This is a genomic window from Escherichia sp. Marseille-Q3837 (genome assembly GCF_916618735.1).
Classification (GTDB): domain Bacteria; phylum Pseudomonadota; class Gammaproteobacteria; order Enterobacterales; family Enterobacteriaceae; genus Escherichia; species Escherichia ruysiae.
Window position 1 is genome coordinate 4,005,518 of record NZ_CAKAKC010000001.1, and the last position, 14,461, is coordinate 4,019,978.

Consider the following 14,461-nt stretch of genomic DNA (forward strand, 5'->3'; position numbering starts at 1 on the left):
TCAGTAATCGCTGCAAAAAATGGGATATAAAATGTCATCGTTGCGAATTTTGCAAGGCACGTTTCGTCTTAGCGACACAAAAACGCTGCAATTGTCTCAGCTAACGTTAAACGCGGGTGATAGTTGGGCGTTTGTCGGTTCAAATGGCAGCGGGAAGTCGGCGCTGGCTCGCGCGCTGGCCGGTGAACTTTCGCTTTTGAAAGGCGAACGGCAAAACCAGTTTTCCCGCATCACTCGTCTCTCCTTCGAGCAGTTACAAAAGCTCGTCAGCGACGAATGGCAGCGGAATAATACCGATATGCTGAGTCCTGGCGAAGCTGACACCGGGCGTACCACGGCTGAGATCATTCAGGATGACGTTAAAGATGCACAGCGTTGTGCGCAGCTGGCACAGCAGTTCGGTATTACCGCTCTCCTCGACCGACGCTTTAAATACCTTTCCACTGGCGAGACGCGTAAAACCCTGCTCTGTCAGGCGCTGATGTCAGATCCTGATTTACTGATTCTTGATGAACCATTCGATGGCCTTGATGTTGCCTCACGTCAGCAACTGGCAGAACTGCTCGCCTCGTTACATCAGTCTGGTATTACTCTGGTACTGGTGCTCAATCGCTTCGATGAGATCCCGGAATTTGTCCAGTTTGCCGGTGTGCTGGCGGATTGCACGTTAGCGGAAACTGGCGCGAAAGAAGAACTGTTCCAACAGGCACTCGTCGCACAACTGGCGCACAGCGAGAAACTTGCTGGCGTGCAGCTACCAGAGCCGGATGAACCTTCAGCACGTCACGCCTTACCCGCCAGCGAACCGCGCATTGTGCTGAACAACGGCGTGGTTTCTTATAATGATCGCCCCATTCTTAATAACCTTAGCTGGCAGGTGAATCCAGGCGAACACTGGCAAATTATCGGGCCAAATGGCGCGGGAAAATCGACGTTATTAAGCCTGATTACTGGCGATCACCCGCAAGGTTACAGCAACGATTTGACGCTTTTCGGACGACGTCGTGGCAGCGGCGAAACCATCTGGGATATCAAAAAGCATATCGGTTACGTCAGCAGTAGTTTGCATCTGGATTACCGCGTCAGCACCACTGTGCGTAATGTGATCCTTTCTGGCTATTTTGATTCGATTGGCATTTATCAGGCCGTTTCGGATCGCCAGCAAAAACTGGTGCAACAGTGGCTGGATATTCTCGGCATTGATAAACGCACCGCAGACGCCCCTTTCCATAGCCTTTCCTGGGGACAACAGCGTCTGGCATTGATCGTCCGGGCACTGGTGAAGCATCCGACCTTGCTTATTCTTGATGAACCATTGCAGGGGCTTGATCCACTCAATCGCCAGCTTATCCGTAGATTTGTTGATGTGCTGATTAGCGAAGGTGAAACGCAGTTGTTGTTTGTTTCACACCACGCCGAAGATGCGCCAGCCTGTATTACCCATCGTCTGGAGTTCGTGCCAGACGGTGACCTCTATCGTTATGCGCTTACCAAAATAAATTGAGTGACTGTGCCGGATGCGGTGTGAACGCCTTATCCGGTCTACGGTTTAACGCATCCAGTCATGAAAACGCGCTTTTTTTCAGATAAAAGGCGCAATCATTCATAAACCCTCTGTTTTATAATCATTTAATTGCGCATAGAAAATGGCTAAATTCTTGTGTAAACGATTCCACTAATTTATTCCATGTCACACTTTTCGCATCTTTGTTATGCTATGGTTATTTCATACCATAAGCCTGATGGAGCGAATTATGAGAGTTCTGGTTACCGGTGGTAGCGGTTACATTGGAAGTCATACCTGCGTGCAATTACTGCAAAACGGTCATGATGTCATCATTCTTGATAACCTCTGTAACAGTAAGCGCAGCGTACTGCCTGTTATCGAGCGTTTAGGCGGCAAACATCCGACGTTTGTTGAAGGCGATATCCGTAACGAAGCGTTGATGACCGAGATCCTGCACGATCACGCTATCGACACCGTGATCCACTTCGCCGGGCTGAAAGCCGTTGGCGAATCGGTACAAAAACCGCTGGAATATTACGACAACAACGTCAACGGTACTCTGCGCCTGATTAGCGCCATGCGCGCCGCTAACGTCAAAAACTTTATTTTTAGCTCCTCCGCCACCGTTTATGGCGATCAGCCCAAAATTCCATACGTTGAAAGCTTCCCGACCGGCACACCGCAAAGCCCTTACGGCAAAAGCAAGCTGATGGTGGAACAGATCCTCACCGATCTGCAAAAAGCCCATCCGGACTGGAGCATTGCCCTGCTGCGCTACTTCAACCCGGTTGGCGCGCATCCGTCGGGCGATATGGGCGAAGATCCGCAAGGCATTCCGAATAACCTGATGCCGTACATCGCCCAGGTTGCTGTAGGCCGTCGCGACTCGCTGGCGATTTTTGGTAACGATTATCCGACCGAAGACGGTACTGGCGTGCGCGATTACATCCACGTAATGGACCTGGCAGACGGTCACGTCGTGGCGATGGAAAAACTGGTGAACAAGCCTGGCGTACACATCTACAACCTCGGCGCAGGCGTAGGCAGCAGCGTGCTGGACGTGGTTAATGCCTTCAGCAAAGCCTGCGGCAAACCGGTTAATTATCATTTTGCACCGCGTCGCGAAGGCGACCTTCCGGCCTACTGGGCGGACGCCAGCAAAGCCGAGCGCGAACTGAACTGGCGCGTAACGCGCACTCTTGACGAAATGGCGCAGGACACCTGGCACTGGCAGTCACGCCATCCACAGGGATATCCCGATTAAGGAACGACCATGACGCAATTTAATCCCGTTGATCATCCACATCGCCGCTATAACCCACTCACCGGGCAATGGATTCTGGTTTCACCGCACCGCGCTAAGCGCCCCTGGCAGGGGGCGCAGGAAACGCCAGCCAAACAGGTGTTACCTGCGCACGATCCAGATTGCTTCCTTTGCGCAGGTAATGTGCGGGTGACAGGCGATAAAAACCCCGATTACACCGGGACTTACGTTTTTACCAATGACTTTGCGGCGCTGATGTCCGACACGCCAGACGCGCCGGAAAGTCACGATCCGCTGATGCGTTGCCAGAGCGCGCGTGGCACCAGCCGGGTGATCTGCTTTTCACCGGATCACAGTAAAACACTGCCAGAGCTCAGCGTTGCAGCATTGACAGAAATCGTCAAAACCTGGCAAGAGCAAACCGCAGAACTAGGGAAAACATACCCGTGGGTGCAGGTTTTTGAAAACAAAGGTGCGGCGATGGGGTGCTCTAACCCGCATCCGCACGGTCAGATTTGGGCAAATAGCTTCCTGCCTAACGAAGCTGAGCGTGAAGACCGCCTGCAAAAAGAATATTTCGCCGAACAGAAATCGCCAATGCTGGTGGATTATGTCCAGCGTGAACTGGCAGACGGTAGTCGTACCGTTGTCGAAACCGAGCACTGGTTAGCCATAGTGCCCTACTGGGCTGCCTGGCCGTTCGAAACGCTACTGTTGCCCAAAGCCCACGTTTTGCGGATCACCGATTTGACCGACGTCCAGCGCAGCGATTTGGCGCTGGCGTTGAAAAAGCTGACCAGTCGTTATGACAACCTCTTCCAGTGTTCCTTCCCCTATTCTATGGGCTGGCACGGCGCGCCGTTTAATGGCGAAGAGAATCAACACTGGCAGCTGCACGCGCACTTTTATCCACCTCTGTTGCGCTCTGCCACTGTACGTAAATTTATGGTCGGTTATGAAATGTTGGCAGAGACCCAGCGTGACCTGACGGCAGAACAGGCAGCAGAGCGTTTGCGCGCAGTCAGCGATATCCATTTTCGCGAATCCGGAGTGTAAGAAATGAGTCTGAAAGAAAAAACACAATCTCTGTTTGCCAACGCATTTGGCTACCCTGCCACTCATACCATTCAGGCGCCTGGGCGCGTGAATCTTATTGGCGAACACACCGACTACAACGACGGTTTCGTTCTGCCCTGCGCGATTGATTATCAAACCGTGATTAGCTGTGCGCCACGCGATGACCGTAAAGTTCGCGTAATGGCAGCCGATTATGAAAATCAGACTGACGAGTTTTCCCTCGATGCGCCCATTGTCGCGCATGAAAACTATCAATGGGCGAACTACGTTCGTGGCGTGGTGAAACATCTGCAACTGCGTAACAACAGCTTCGGCGGTGTGGACATGGTGATCAGCGGCAATGTGCCGCAGGGTGCCGGGTTAAGTTCTTCCGCCTCACTGGAAGTCGCGGTCGGAACCGTATTGCAGCAGATTTATCATCTGCCGCTGGACGGCGCACAAATCGCGCTTAACGGTCAGGAAGCAGAAAATCAGTTTGTTGGCTGTAACTGCGGGATCATGGATCAGCTAATTTCCGCACTGGGTAAGAAGGATCATGCCTTGCTGATCGATTGCCGCTCTCTGGGAACCAAAGCCGTTTCCATGCCGAAAGGTGTGGCTGTCGTCATCATCAACAGTAACTTCAAACGTACCCTGGTTGGCAGCGAATACAACACCCGTCGTGAACAGTGTGAAACCGGTGCGCGTTTCTTCCAGCAGCCAGCCCTGCGCGATGTCACCATTGAAGAGTTCAACGCGGTTGCGCATGAACTGGATCCGATCGTGGCGAAACGCGTGCGTCATATCCTGACTGAAAACGCCCGTACCGTTGAAGCAGCCAGCGCGCTGGAGCAAGGCGACCTGAAGCGTATGGGCGAGCTGATGGCGGAGTCTCATGCCTCTATGCGCGATGATTTCGAAATCACCGTGCCGCAAATTGACACTCTGGTAGAAATCGTAAAAGCTGTGATTGGCGACAAAGGTGGCGTACGCATGACCGGTGGCGGATTTGGCGGCTGTATCGTCGCGCTGATCCCGGAAGAACTGGTGCCTGCCGTACAGCAAGCTGTCGCTGAACAATATGAAGCCAAAACAGGTATTAAAGAGACTTTTTACGTTTGTAAACCATCACAAGGAGCAGGACAGTGCTGAACGAAACTCCCGCACTGGCACCCGATGGTCAGCCGTACCGACTGTTAACTTTGCGTAACAACGCAGGGATGGTAGTCACGCTGATGGACTGGGGTGCGACTTTACTTTCAGCCCGTATTCCGCTTTCCGATGGCAGCGTCCGCGAGGCGCTGCTCGGCTGCGCCAGCCCGGAATGCTACCAGGATCAGGCCGCGTTTCTGGGAGCCTCTATTGGTCGTTATGCCAACCGTATCGCCAATAGTCGTTATACCTTTGGCGGTGAAACCGTGACGCTTTCGCCAAGTCAGGGTGTTAACCAGCTGCATGGCGGCCCGGAAGGGTTCGACAAACGCCGCTGGCAAATTGTTAACCAGAACGATCGTCAGGTGCTGTTTGCCCTGACTTCAGAAGATGGCGATCAAGGCTTTCCGGGGAATCTCGGCGCGACGGTGCAGTATCGTCTGACCGACGATAACCGTATCTCTATTACTTATCGCGCCACAGTTGATAAACCTTGCCCGGTGAATATGACTAACCACGTCTATTTCAACCTCGACGGCGAGCAGTCTGACGTGCGTAATCACAAGTTGCAGATTCTGGCGGACGAATATCTGCCGGTTGATGAAGGCGGCATTCCGCACGACGGCCTGAAATCTGTCGCCGGGACATCTTTTGATTTCCGCAGTGCCAAAATCATCGCCAGTGAGTTTCTTGCCGACGACGATCAGCGCAAAGTGAAAGGTTACGATCACGCGTTTTTGTTGCAGGCCAAAGGTGATAGCAAGAAAGTGGCGGCGCATGTCTGGTCAGCAGATGAAAAATTGCAGCTGAAGGTCTACACCACCGCTCCGGCTTTGCAATTTTACTCCGGCAACTTCCTCGGCGGCACGCCGTCACGAGGAACCGAACCTTACGCCGACTGGCAAGGGCTGGCTCTGGAAAGCGAGTTTCTGCCGGACAGCCCTAACCATCCTGAATGGCCGCAACCGGACTGCTTCCTGCGTCCAGGCGAAGAGTATTCCAGCCTGACGGAATATCAGTTTATTGCTGAGTAACCTGAAGCCCTCGTCATGAGGGCTTTATCTTCATATTGTCCAAATCACCAGCAAACACCGACATATTTGCAACTCAATATTCACAACAACCTTACACTGCGACACTATTTTCGCTATGGTTATGCGTAAGCATTGCTGTTGCTTCGCCACGGCAATATAATGAGAATTATTATCATTAAAAGATGATTTGAGGAGTAAGTATATGGCTGTAACTAAGCTGGTTCTGGTTCGTCATGGCGAAAGTCAGTGGAACAAAGAAAACCGTTTCACCGGTTGGTACGACGTGGATCTGTCTGAGAAAGGCGTAAGCGAAGCAAAAGCAGCAGGTAAGCTGCTGAAAGAGGAAGGTTACAGCTTTGACTTTGCTTACACCTCTGTGCTGAAACGCGCTATCCATACCCTGTGGAATGTGCTGGACGAACTGGATCAGGCATGGCTGCCCGTTGAGAAATCCTGGAAACTGAACGAACGTCACTACGGTGCGTTGCAGGGTCTGAACAAAGCAGAAACCGCTGAAAAGTATGGCGACGAGCAGGTGAAACAGTGGCGTCGTGGTTTTGCGGTGACTCCGCCGGAGCTGACTAAAGATGATGAGCGTTATCCGGGTCACGATCCGCGTTACGCGAAGCTGAGCGAGAAAGAACTGCCGCTGACTGAAAGTCTGGCGCTGACCATTGATCGCGTGATCCCTTACTGGAATGAAACCATTCTGCCGCGTATGAAGAGCGGTGAGCGCGTGATCATCGCAGCACACGGTAACTCGTTACGTGCGCTGGTGAAATATCTCGATAACATGAGCGAAGAAGAGATTCTTGAGCTGAATATCCCGACCGGCGTGCCGCTGGTTTATGAGTTTGACGAGAACTTCAAACCGCTGAAACGCTATTATCTGGGTAATGCTGACGAGATCGCGGCGAAAGCAGCAGCCGTTGCAAACCAGGGTAAAGCGAAGTAAACGTCATTCGTTTAAAAATGAGAAAGCCGACTGCAAATAAGTCGGCTTTTTTGTTGCTAACAATGGAGCAGGAGCACATTGCCTGATGCGACGCTGCGCGTCTTATCATGCCTACGGTGATTAATCGGATACGCCACTCTGGCGGTGCATCCGACAATTAAACCTTACCCGCGACGCGCTTTTACTGCATTCGCAAGTTGACGTAACAGAGCATCGGTATCTTCCCAGCCGATGCAGGCATCGGTGATGCTCTTACCGTAGGCCAGCGGCTCCCCGCTCTCGAGGCTCTGATTGCCTTCCACCAGATGGCTTTCCACCATCACGCCAATAATGGCTGTTTCGCCACCGGCAATCTGCTGGCAAACGTCAGCACAAACATCCATCTGCTTTTTGAATTGTTTGGACGAGTTAGCATGGCTGAAATCGATCATCACCTGTGCTGGCAGGCCTGCTTTGTTCAGCCCTTCTTTCACTTCAGCAACGTGCTTCGCGCTGTAGTTAGGCTCTTTACCGCCGCGCAGAATGATATGGCAATCACCGTTACCGCTGGTATTCACAATCGCCGAATGCCCCCATTTGGTCACAGACAGGAAGCAATGCGGCGCACCGGCGGCATTAATAGCATCGATAGCCACTTTAATCGTACCGTCGGTGCCATTTTTGAAACCTACCGGGCAAGAAAGACCGGACGCCAGTTCGCGGTGAACCTGAGATTCGGTTGTACGTGCACCAATTGCGCCCCAACTCATCAGGTCAGCGAGATACTGCGGGGTGATCATATCGAGAAATTCACCCGCCGCTGGCAGACCACTGTCGTTAATATCGAGCAGCAACTTACGGGCAATGCGCAAACCGTCGTTGATCTGGAAACTGTTATCCATATGCGGATCGTTGATCAGCCCTTTCCAGCCCACCGTGGTGCGCGGCTTTTCAAAATAGACGCGCATAACGATTTCCAGCTCATCTTTCAGCTCTTCACGCAGCGCCAGCAAGCGAGTGGCATACTCTTTAGCCGCGACGGGATCATGAATAGAACACGGGCCAATCACCACTAATAGGCGATCATCATTACCTTTCAGGATCTTATGGATCGCTTTTCTGGCATGGGCAACCGTATTCGCGGCATTTTCAGTAGCGGGGAATTTTTCCAGCAGTGCGACAGGTGGAAGTAACTCTTTGATTTCTTTGATACGTAAATCGTCGTTCTGATAATTCATGTCTGTTCCAGTGTTGCCATACTTATCTTGGTGAATGCAATCCCTCCAATCTATATCTTCCGTCAGAATGTGTAAACGGGGTTTTACACTATGAACGGATTAATCCTGGAATTAGCAAGAAAAACGCCAGATTGTCGCGAAAAACGAGATCTGACCTACAATTTCTAACTGTAACTTCTCTGTTTATTAATTTTTTCAAGATTCTCTGCTGGATTTATTCTTCTGGCTGAAATCTTAAACCATTACCTGATATTCACCTGCAAATGCACTGTTGGAAGAGGTTATCCGACATAACGACCATAACAGGAGCATCCTATGAAAATGACAAAACTGGCCACACTATTTCTGACTGCCACTCTAAGCCTTGCCAGCGGTGCCGCGCTGGCTGCCGATAGCGGAGCGCAAACCAATAATGGCCAGGCAAACGCCGCAGCTGATGCGGGTCAGGTTGCCCCGGACGCCCGTGAAAATGTCGCACCAAATAACGTTGATAATAGCGGGGTTAATAACAACTCAGGCGGCACCATGCTGCACCCGAACGGTTCATCAATGGACAATGACGGCATGACCAAAGATGAAGAGCACAAAAATACGATGTGCAAAGATGGTCGCTGCCCGGACATTAATAAAAAAGTACAAACCGGTGATGGCATCAACAATGATGTCGATACCAAAACCGACGGTACTACGCAGTAAGCCAGGATATATGGCTGATAATGGGAGAGCGGAGGCTCTCCTTTTTAATTTTTCCCTTCTAAAAGCAGTATGATGTCATAAAGTTAAGTGAGATAAATTAAGGGATGACTCGTCATGGCGCACTCACACTCACACGCTTCCTCACACCTGCCAGAAGATAATAATGCTCGTCGCTTGTTGTATGCTTTCGGCGTGACTGCCGGGTTTATGCTGGTTGAGGTTATTGGCGGTTTTCTCTCAGGCTCTCTGGCGTTGCTGGCCGACGCGGGTCATATGTTGACCGATACTGCCGCCCTGCTTTTCGCCCTGCTTGCCGTACAATTTTCACGTCGTCCTCCCACCATCCGCCACACTTTCGGTTGGCTAAGATTGACCACGCTCGCGGCGTTTGTGAATGCCATCGCCCTGGTGGTGATTACCATTTTGATTGTCTGGGAGGCGATAGAACGCTTCCGCACGCCGCGTCCGGTCGAGGGCGGCATGATGATGGCAATTGCCGTGGCTGGGTTGTTGGCAAATATACTTTCTTTCTGGTTACTGCATCACGGCAGCGAAGAGAAAAACCTCAATGTGCGCGCAGCGGCACTGCATGTACTGGGAGATCTTCTGGGTTCGGTTGGTGCTATCGTTGCCGCGTTGATTATTATCTGGACCGGCTGGACGCCTGCTGACCCCATTCTCTCGATACTGGTGTCGCTTCTGGTTCTGCGCAGCGCGTGGCGATTATTGAAAGACAGCGTGAATGAATTACTTGAAGGTGCGCCGGTGTCGCTGGATATCGCTGAACTCAAGCGCCGTATGTGTCGGGAAATTCCGGAAGTCCGCAATGTGCATCATGTACACGTGTGGATGGTGGGTGAGAAGCCAGTAATGACGCTGCATGTGCAGGTGATCCCGCCACACGATCACGATGCGTTGTTGGACAAGATCCAACATTATCTGATGGATCACTATCAGATTGAGCACGCCACCATCCAGATGGAATATCAACCTTGTCATGGGCCAGACTGCCACCTGAATGAAGGGGTGTCTGGCCATTCACATCATCACCATTAATGGGACAGCGCGCGTGAACCTCTTTCGCGTGCGCTGTTGATCCACATTCGGCTGCCGTTGAGGGCAATAAACGTCAGGATCAGATACTCCAGCGACATGGCATAGACGCCCTGCAAGGCGAAAATCACCACGCTAATTACGTTAATAATGACCCACAGCAACCAGTTTTCGACGTATTTCCGCGTCATCAGAATCATTGCCACGATGGAGAGTACCATCATGCAGGAATCCCAGAACGGGAAGGCGTCCGGTTGCAGTTCAGGCATCGCAACCTGTAATCCTAATGCTTGCATGATCATGACTGCCACGCGGGTCAAAAATGCAAACACCGGATTGATAAATACCGTCATCAGACCAATAGCAATGACACAAACCGCCAGCCAGGTTAATGCCTTCGGCAATGGTAACCAGCGAATTTTCAACTCCGCCTCGTTCTGACTGGTTTGTCGCGACCACGCATACCAGCCGTAAATATTCGCGGCAAAGAAAAACACCTGTAATAGCAGGCTGGCATACAGCTGAATCTGAAAGAAAATAATGCCAAACAAGGTGACGTTGATCAGGCCAAAGAAGTAGTTGCTGATCTTCTCCAGACTGGCAAGGCCAATACACAGCAACCCGGCGATCGTGCCTACCGCTTCGATCCATGAAAGATCGTAACCGCCCACCCCTATTGGTATATGTACCAGGATATTCTGTACGCTAAAAAAATCCATCTTTCCCCCAAAGCGTAACGTTACGCCTTATTATTCGTTATCCACGTAGTGTAGCCGCAAATTCCAGCATACGATTGAGCGGCACTAGCGCCCTCTCTCGCAGCCTTTCATCAACATGAACCTCGTGATTGCTTCCTTCCTGTTCTAATGCCTCTGCGATGGCCTGAAGGCCATTCATGGCCATCCACGGGCAATGCGCGCAGCTACGGCAAGTTGCTCCCTCGCCAGCGGTTGGTGCTTCCAGTAACTCTTTGTCTGGCACTGCCTGCTGCATTTTGTAGAAGATACCCCGGTCAGTCGCCACAATAAGGCGCCGATGCGGCAATGTTTTCGCAGCATTGATCAACTGACTTGTGGAACCGACCGCATCCGCCATATCGACAATGGCTTGTGGTGATTCCGGATGCACCAGTATGGCTGCATCAGGGTGTTGTTTTTGTAAACGGATTAACGCCTGAGTCTTAAACTCATCATGCACAATGCAGGCACCTTGCCAGCATATAATATCTGCCCCCGTCTGCTTTTGTACGTAACGCCCCAGGTGTTTGTCTGGTGCCCAGATGAGTTTTTCACCCAGACTATCCAGATGATCAATGAGTTCAACAGCAATACTTGAAGTCACCACCCAGTCTGCACGCGCTTTTACTGCAGCAGAAGTGTTAGCGTAGACCACGACAGTGCGATCGGGATGGGCATCACAAAATGCGTTAAATTCTTCAATTGGGCAGCCGAGATCCAGTGAACATTCAGCCTGAAGTGTCGGCATCAGAATTGTTTTTTCCGGGCTGAGAATTTTGGCAGTTTCTCCCATAAATCTCACCCCGGCTACGAGTAGCGTTGAAGCGGGATGTTTGGCACCAAAGCGCGCCATTTCTAAAGAATCAGAAATACAACCACCCGTTTCTTCTGCCAGTTGTTGAATTTCAGGATCGGTATAGTAGTGGGCAACCATCACCGCATTACGTTCTTTTAGCAGACGTTTTATTTTCTCACGGTAATACGCTTTCTCATCAATGCTTAACGGCGTCGGCTTCGGGGGGAAAGGATAAATCGCCGCTTCAGGATCAAACATCACGCTCATCTTGCCATCTCGTTTTACAGGCTTAACATTTAAACCGATATAAAGCGTGATGTTCGCCGTTATCGGTTTTATTCGTTTTATATGCTAAACAAGATAGCCGAACAGTGGGGGAAAGTCACTCGAATTACGTATGAGATGTCGGATGTAATGCCAGGTATCTTATTTCCACCGACGTAGAGTTGCTTACGCAGCAAGCGCAAAGTATGTCATCAGGGTTAAGAATTGAAATTGTGGAATGCCTGAATAGCAAAAAAGCGCCTTTAGGGCGCTTTTTTACACTGGTGGTTCGTGCAGGATGACTCGCTTCGCTCGCCCTTCGGGTCGTCGCCGCGAGCGGCTCCGTTGTTTCGCTGCGCTCAACTCGAACCTGCTGCAGGTTCGAATCTTTGAATATCTCAGATAGCAAAAAAGCGCCTTTAGGGCGCTTTTTTACATTGGTGGGTCGTGCAGGATTCGAACCTGCGACCAATTGATTAAAAGTCAACTGCTCTACCAACTGAGCTAACGACCCCTTGCGGGATTATGCTGCTTTAATCATTCAGGATGGTGGGTCGTGCAGGATGACTCGACTTCGTCTCGCCCTTCGAGCCGTTGCTAACGCAACGTTATCCTTCACGTTCTCTACCAGAGACCACCTTTAAATTGGTGGGTCGTGCAGGATTCGAACCTGCGACCAATTGATTAAAAGTCAACTGCTCTACCAACTGAGCTAACGACCCATACGGGTGTTACCTGAAAGATTTTTTACTTGATGCCAATATTAAAATTGGTGGGTCGTGCAGGATTCGAACCTGCGACCAATTGATTAAAAGTCAACTGCTCTACCAACTGAGCTAACGACCCGAGTGGTGGGTGATGACGGGATCGAACCGCCGACCCCCTCCTTGTAAGGGAGGTGCTCTCCCAGCTGAGCTAATCACCCGATACTGCGCTGGATACTACAAACTACTTCCACCGAACCCACCGTAATTAGTGGTGGGTCGTGCAGGATTCGAACCTGCGACCAATTGATTAAAAGTCAACTGCTCTACCAACTGAGCTAACGACCCGGTGGTGGGTGATGACGGGATCGAACCGCCGACCCCCTCCTTGTAAGGGAGGTGCTCTCCCAGCTGAGCTAATCACCCGATACTACGCTGGATACTACTTAAAGTGGTGGGTCGTGCAGGATTCGAACCTGCGACCAATTGATTAAAAGTCAACTGCTCTACCAACTGAGCTAACGACCCACTTTTGCGTTGCTTTCGAGTTGTTTGATATCCCGTGGCAACGGCGGCATATATTACTGATTTCAGATTTGAGCGCAACAAAAATTTCGATGTAGATCACTCAACTGCTTATGATTCGCACGACACGACCAGAAATAATGCGACTTCTGGTCGTGTGTTATGCATTACATCGCGTTCAGACGTTTTTGCGCCTGTTTTGCGCCATCAGTCCCAGGGTATTTACTGATAACCTGCTGGTACACGGCTTTCGCTTTCGCGGTGTCACCTTTGTCCTGCATGATGACGCCAACTTTAAACATCGCATCCGCAGCCTTCGGTGACTTCGGATAGTTTTTCACCACCGAAGCAAAATAGTAGGCCGCATCATCTTTCTTACCCTTGTTGTAGTTTAACTGACCCAGCCAATAATTGGCGTTTGGCAGGTAAGTTGAATCAGGGTAATTTTTGATGAAATTCTGAAATGCCACCATTGCGTCATCCTGGCGGGATTTATCCTGTACCAGCGCAATAGCTGCATTGTAATCCGTGTTTGCATCGCCGCTTTTCACCGGCGCGCCAGCATTCGCAGTACCTGCATCAGCTGTTGGCGTCGTTGATGCCGCCGCACCGCTTTGATCGCCGCTGGTTGATTGCGCCGCTGCGCCACCGCTGCTGAGGCTATCGATCTGCAACAGGATCTGCTTTTGCCGCTCCACGACCTGATTCAGTTGATACTGATTTTCCTGAATCTGACCACGCAGGGAGTCAATATCGGACTGATTATCAGAGAGTTGTTGCTGGAGTTGGGTTAAAAGCTGGCTGTGAGCATTAGAAATACGCTCAAGTTGAGTGACGCGGTCTTCGACCGAGCCAGAGCCGACACTACTGATTGGTGCCTGAGCAAAAGCGGCCCAGGGGGCCGCTATACCAACCAGTAACGACAGACTCAATAGTTGATGTCTGAAGTTACTGCTCATGCAATTCTCTTAGTAAACCAGTACCGCACGACGGTTTTTGGAGTATGCCGCTTCGTCATGACCCAGCACTGCAGGTTTTTCTTTACCGTAAGAAACGATGGAGATCTGGTCTGCAGAAACGCCTTTACCCTGCAGGTACATCTTAACGGCGTTCGCACGACGTTCACCCAGGGAGATGTTGTATTCCGGAGTACCACGTTCGTCCGCGTGACCTTCTACGGTGACTTTGTAAGACGGGTTGCTACGCAGGAAGTTTGCGTGTGCATCCAGCATTTGAGCGAAATCAGAACGGATATCGTACTTGTCCAGATCGAAGTAAACGATGTTGTTCTGCTGCAGCTGTTGCATTTGCAGACGAGCCTGCTCTTCGGAAGACATATTGCCATTGCCGCCATTCGCATCCATACCAGTGCCGGCACCCAGCATGCCTTCGCTGCCGTCATTGCTGGCGTTCTTATTGGAAGAACATGCCGCAATTGCCATAACAGGCAGAGCGATCATCAGCCCTTTCAGCACTTTGTTCAGTTGCATTTCAATGATTC

Annotated in this window: 13 protein-coding genes, 7 tRNA genes and 1 other RNA gene; 8 read left to right on the plus strand and 13 right to left on the minus strand. The window is 51.0% G+C overall.

Annotation, left to right across the window (positions count from 1 at the left end; genetic code table 11):
* Positions 1-31 precede the first annotated feature (31 nt).
* The 6 genes from modF to gpmA all read left to right on the plus strand — a co-directional run bounded on the left by modF (position 32) and on the right by gpmA (position 6,968).
* A complete protein-coding gene (gene modF, locus LG381_RS19310) occupies positions 32-1,504 on the plus strand; it encodes a molybdate ABC transporter ATP-binding protein ModF (protein ID WP_225762795.1) in 1,473 nt (490 codons plus the stop codon).
* A 250-nt stretch (positions 1,505-1,754) separates the two neighbouring features.
* Complete coding sequence (gene galE / locus LG381_RS19315) at positions 1,755-2,771, plus strand: UDP-glucose 4-epimerase GalE (protein WP_225762796.1); 1,017 nt, start codon at positions 1,755-1,757, stop codon at positions 2,769-2,771.
* Between the two features lie 9 nt (positions 2,772-2,780).
* Entirely contained in the window at positions 2,781-3,827 is a 1,047-nt protein-coding gene (galT, locus tag LG381_RS19320; protein WP_000191494.1) for a galactose-1-phosphate uridylyltransferase, read from the plus strand.
* A 3-nt stretch (positions 3,828-3,830) separates the two neighbouring features.
* Positions 3,831-4,979, plus strand: a complete 1,149-nt coding sequence (galK, locus tag LG381_RS19325) for a galactokinase (protein ID WP_000053447.1) — start codon at positions 3,831-3,833, stop codon at positions 4,977-4,979.
* A complete protein-coding gene (gene galM / locus LG381_RS19330; protein WP_225762797.1) occupies positions 4,973-6,013 on the plus strand; it encodes a galactose-1-epimerase in 1,041 nt (346 codons plus the stop codon). The genes galK and galM overlap by 7 nt, the downstream gene beginning before the upstream one ends.
* Before the next feature lie 202 nt (positions 6,014-6,215).
* The gene (gpmA, locus tag LG381_RS19335) at positions 6,216-6,968 is read left to right on the plus strand and encodes a 2,3-diphosphoglycerate-dependent phosphoglycerate mutase (protein ID WP_001295305.1); all 753 of its coding nucleotides are present in this window, start codon (positions 6,216-6,218) and stop codon (positions 6,966-6,968) included.
* Positions 6,969-7,132: 164 nt separating this feature from the next.
* Here gpmA and aroG read toward each other — a convergent pair whose 3' ends face one another.
* Positions 7,133-8,185 carry a 3-deoxy-7-phosphoheptulonate synthase AroG gene (gene aroG, locus LG381_RS19340; RefSeq protein ID WP_001109199.1) on the minus strand — a complete coding sequence of 351 codons (1,053 nt, stop codon included), beginning with the start codon at positions 8,183-8,185 and terminating at the stop codon, positions 7,133-7,135.
* A 315-nt stretch (positions 8,186-8,500) separates the two neighbouring features.
* Here aroG and LG381_RS19345 point away from each other — a divergent pair, with 315 nt between their 5' ends.
* Both LG381_RS19345 and zitB read left to right on the plus strand, forming a co-directional pair.
* Positions 8,501-8,881, plus strand: a complete 381-nt coding sequence (locus tag LG381_RS19345) for a YbgS-like family protein (RefSeq protein WP_000784355.1) — start codon at positions 8,501-8,503, stop codon at positions 8,879-8,881.
* A gap of 114 nt (positions 8,882-8,995) precedes the next feature.
* Positions 8,996-9,937, plus strand: coding sequence for a CDF family zinc transporter ZitB (zitB, locus tag LG381_RS19350; RefSeq protein WP_032224980.1), 942 nt, complete (start codon positions 8,996-8,998; stop codon positions 9,935-9,937).
* On the opposite strand, the gene pnuC is transcribed toward zitB, so the two are convergent.
* From pnuC to pal, 12 genes are all read right to left on the minus strand, one after another.
* On the minus strand, positions 9,934-10,653 hold the full coding sequence (gene pnuC / locus LG381_RS19355; protein ID WP_225762798.1) for a nicotinamide riboside transporter PnuC: 720 nt from the start codon (positions 10,651-10,653) through the stop codon (positions 9,934-9,936). The two genes, zitB and pnuC, sit on opposite strands and share 4 nt — an antisense overlap.
* A gap of 37 nt (positions 10,654-10,690) precedes the next feature.
* Positions 10,691-11,734 (minus strand): quinolinate synthase NadA, encoded by a 1,044-nt coding sequence (nadA, locus tag LG381_RS19360; RefSeq protein ID WP_105281080.1) that lies wholly within the window; start codon positions 11,732-11,734, stop codon positions 10,691-10,693.
* 279 nt (positions 11,735-12,013) lie between these two features.
* Positions 12,014-12,145, minus strand: a non-coding RNA gene (locus tag LG381_RS19365) — RtT sRNA.
* A 24-nt stretch (positions 12,146-12,169) separates the two neighbouring features.
* Positions 12,170-12,245 (minus strand) — tRNA-Lys (locus LG381_RS19370).
* Positions 12,246-12,377: 132 nt separating this feature from the next.
* A tRNA-Lys gene (locus LG381_RS19375) sits at positions 12,378-12,453 on the minus strand.
* Between the two features lie 48 nt (positions 12,454-12,501).
* A tRNA-Lys gene (locus LG381_RS19380) sits at positions 12,502-12,577 on the minus strand.
* Positions 12,578-12,580: 3 nt separating this feature from the next.
* Positions 12,581-12,656 (minus strand) — tRNA-Val (locus LG381_RS19385).
* Positions 12,657-12,707: 51 nt separating this feature from the next.
* Positions 12,708-12,783, minus strand: a tRNA-Lys gene (locus LG381_RS19390).
* 2 nt (positions 12,784-12,785) lie between these two features.
* Positions 12,786-12,861: transfer RNA gene (locus LG381_RS19395), tRNA-Val, on the minus strand.
* Positions 12,862-12,887: 26 nt separating this feature from the next.
* A tRNA-Lys gene (locus tag LG381_RS19400) sits at positions 12,888-12,963 on the minus strand.
* A gap of 164 nt (positions 12,964-13,127) precedes the next feature.
* Positions 13,128-13,919, minus strand: a complete 792-nt coding sequence (gene cpoB / locus LG381_RS19405) for a cell division protein CpoB (protein ID WP_000097569.1) — start codon at positions 13,917-13,919, stop codon at positions 13,128-13,130.
* Positions 13,920-13,928: 9 nt separating this feature from the next.
* Entirely contained in the window at positions 13,929-14,450 is a 522-nt protein-coding gene (gene pal, locus LG381_RS19410; protein ID WP_001295306.1) for a peptidoglycan-associated lipoprotein Pal, read from the minus strand.
* Positions 14,451-14,461: the final 11 nt, after the last annotated feature.

Excerpts from the sequence above, each read along its gene's own strand:
- LG381_RS19345 (WP_000784355.1), top strand. The coding sequence starts at position 8,501 with ATGAAAATGACAAAACTGGCCACACTATTTCTGACTGCCACTCTAAGC.
- cpoB (WP_000097569.1), bottom strand. The coding sequence starts at position 13,919 with ATGAGCAGTAACTTCAGACATCAACTATTGAGTCTGTCGTTACTGGTT.
- nadA (WP_105281080.1), bottom strand. The coding sequence starts at position 11,734 with ATGAGCGTGATGTTTGATCCTGAAGCGGCGATTTATCCTTTCCCCCCG.
- pal (WP_001295306.1), bottom strand. The coding sequence starts at position 14,450 with ATGCAACTGAACAAAGTGCTGAAAGGGCTGATGATCGCTCTGCCTGTT.
- galE (WP_225762796.1), top strand. The coding sequence starts at position 1,755 with ATGAGAGTTCTGGTTACCGGTGGTAGCGGTTACATTGGAAGTCATACC.
- pnuC (WP_225762798.1), bottom strand. The coding sequence starts at position 10,653 with ATGGATTTTTTTAGCGTACAGAATATCCTGGTACATATACCAATAGGG.
- galT (WP_000191494.1), top strand. The coding sequence starts at position 2,781 with ATGACGCAATTTAATCCCGTTGATCATCCACATCGCCGCTATAACCCA.
- modF (WP_225762795.1), top strand. The coding sequence starts at position 32 with ATGTCATCGTTGCGAATTTTGCAAGGCACGTTTCGTCTTAGCGACACA.
- galK (WP_000053447.1), top strand. The coding sequence starts at position 3,831 with ATGAGTCTGAAAGAAAAAACACAATCTCTGTTTGCCAACGCATTTGGC.
- zitB (WP_032224980.1), top strand. The coding sequence starts at position 8,996 with ATGGCGCACTCACACTCACACGCTTCCTCACACCTGCCAGAAGATAAT.
- gpmA (WP_001295305.1), top strand. The coding sequence starts at position 6,216 with ATGGCTGTAACTAAGCTGGTTCTGGTTCGTCATGGCGAAAGTCAGTGG.
- aroG (WP_001109199.1), bottom strand. The coding sequence starts at position 8,185 with ATGAATTATCAGAACGACGATTTACGTATCAAAGAAATCAAAGAGTTA.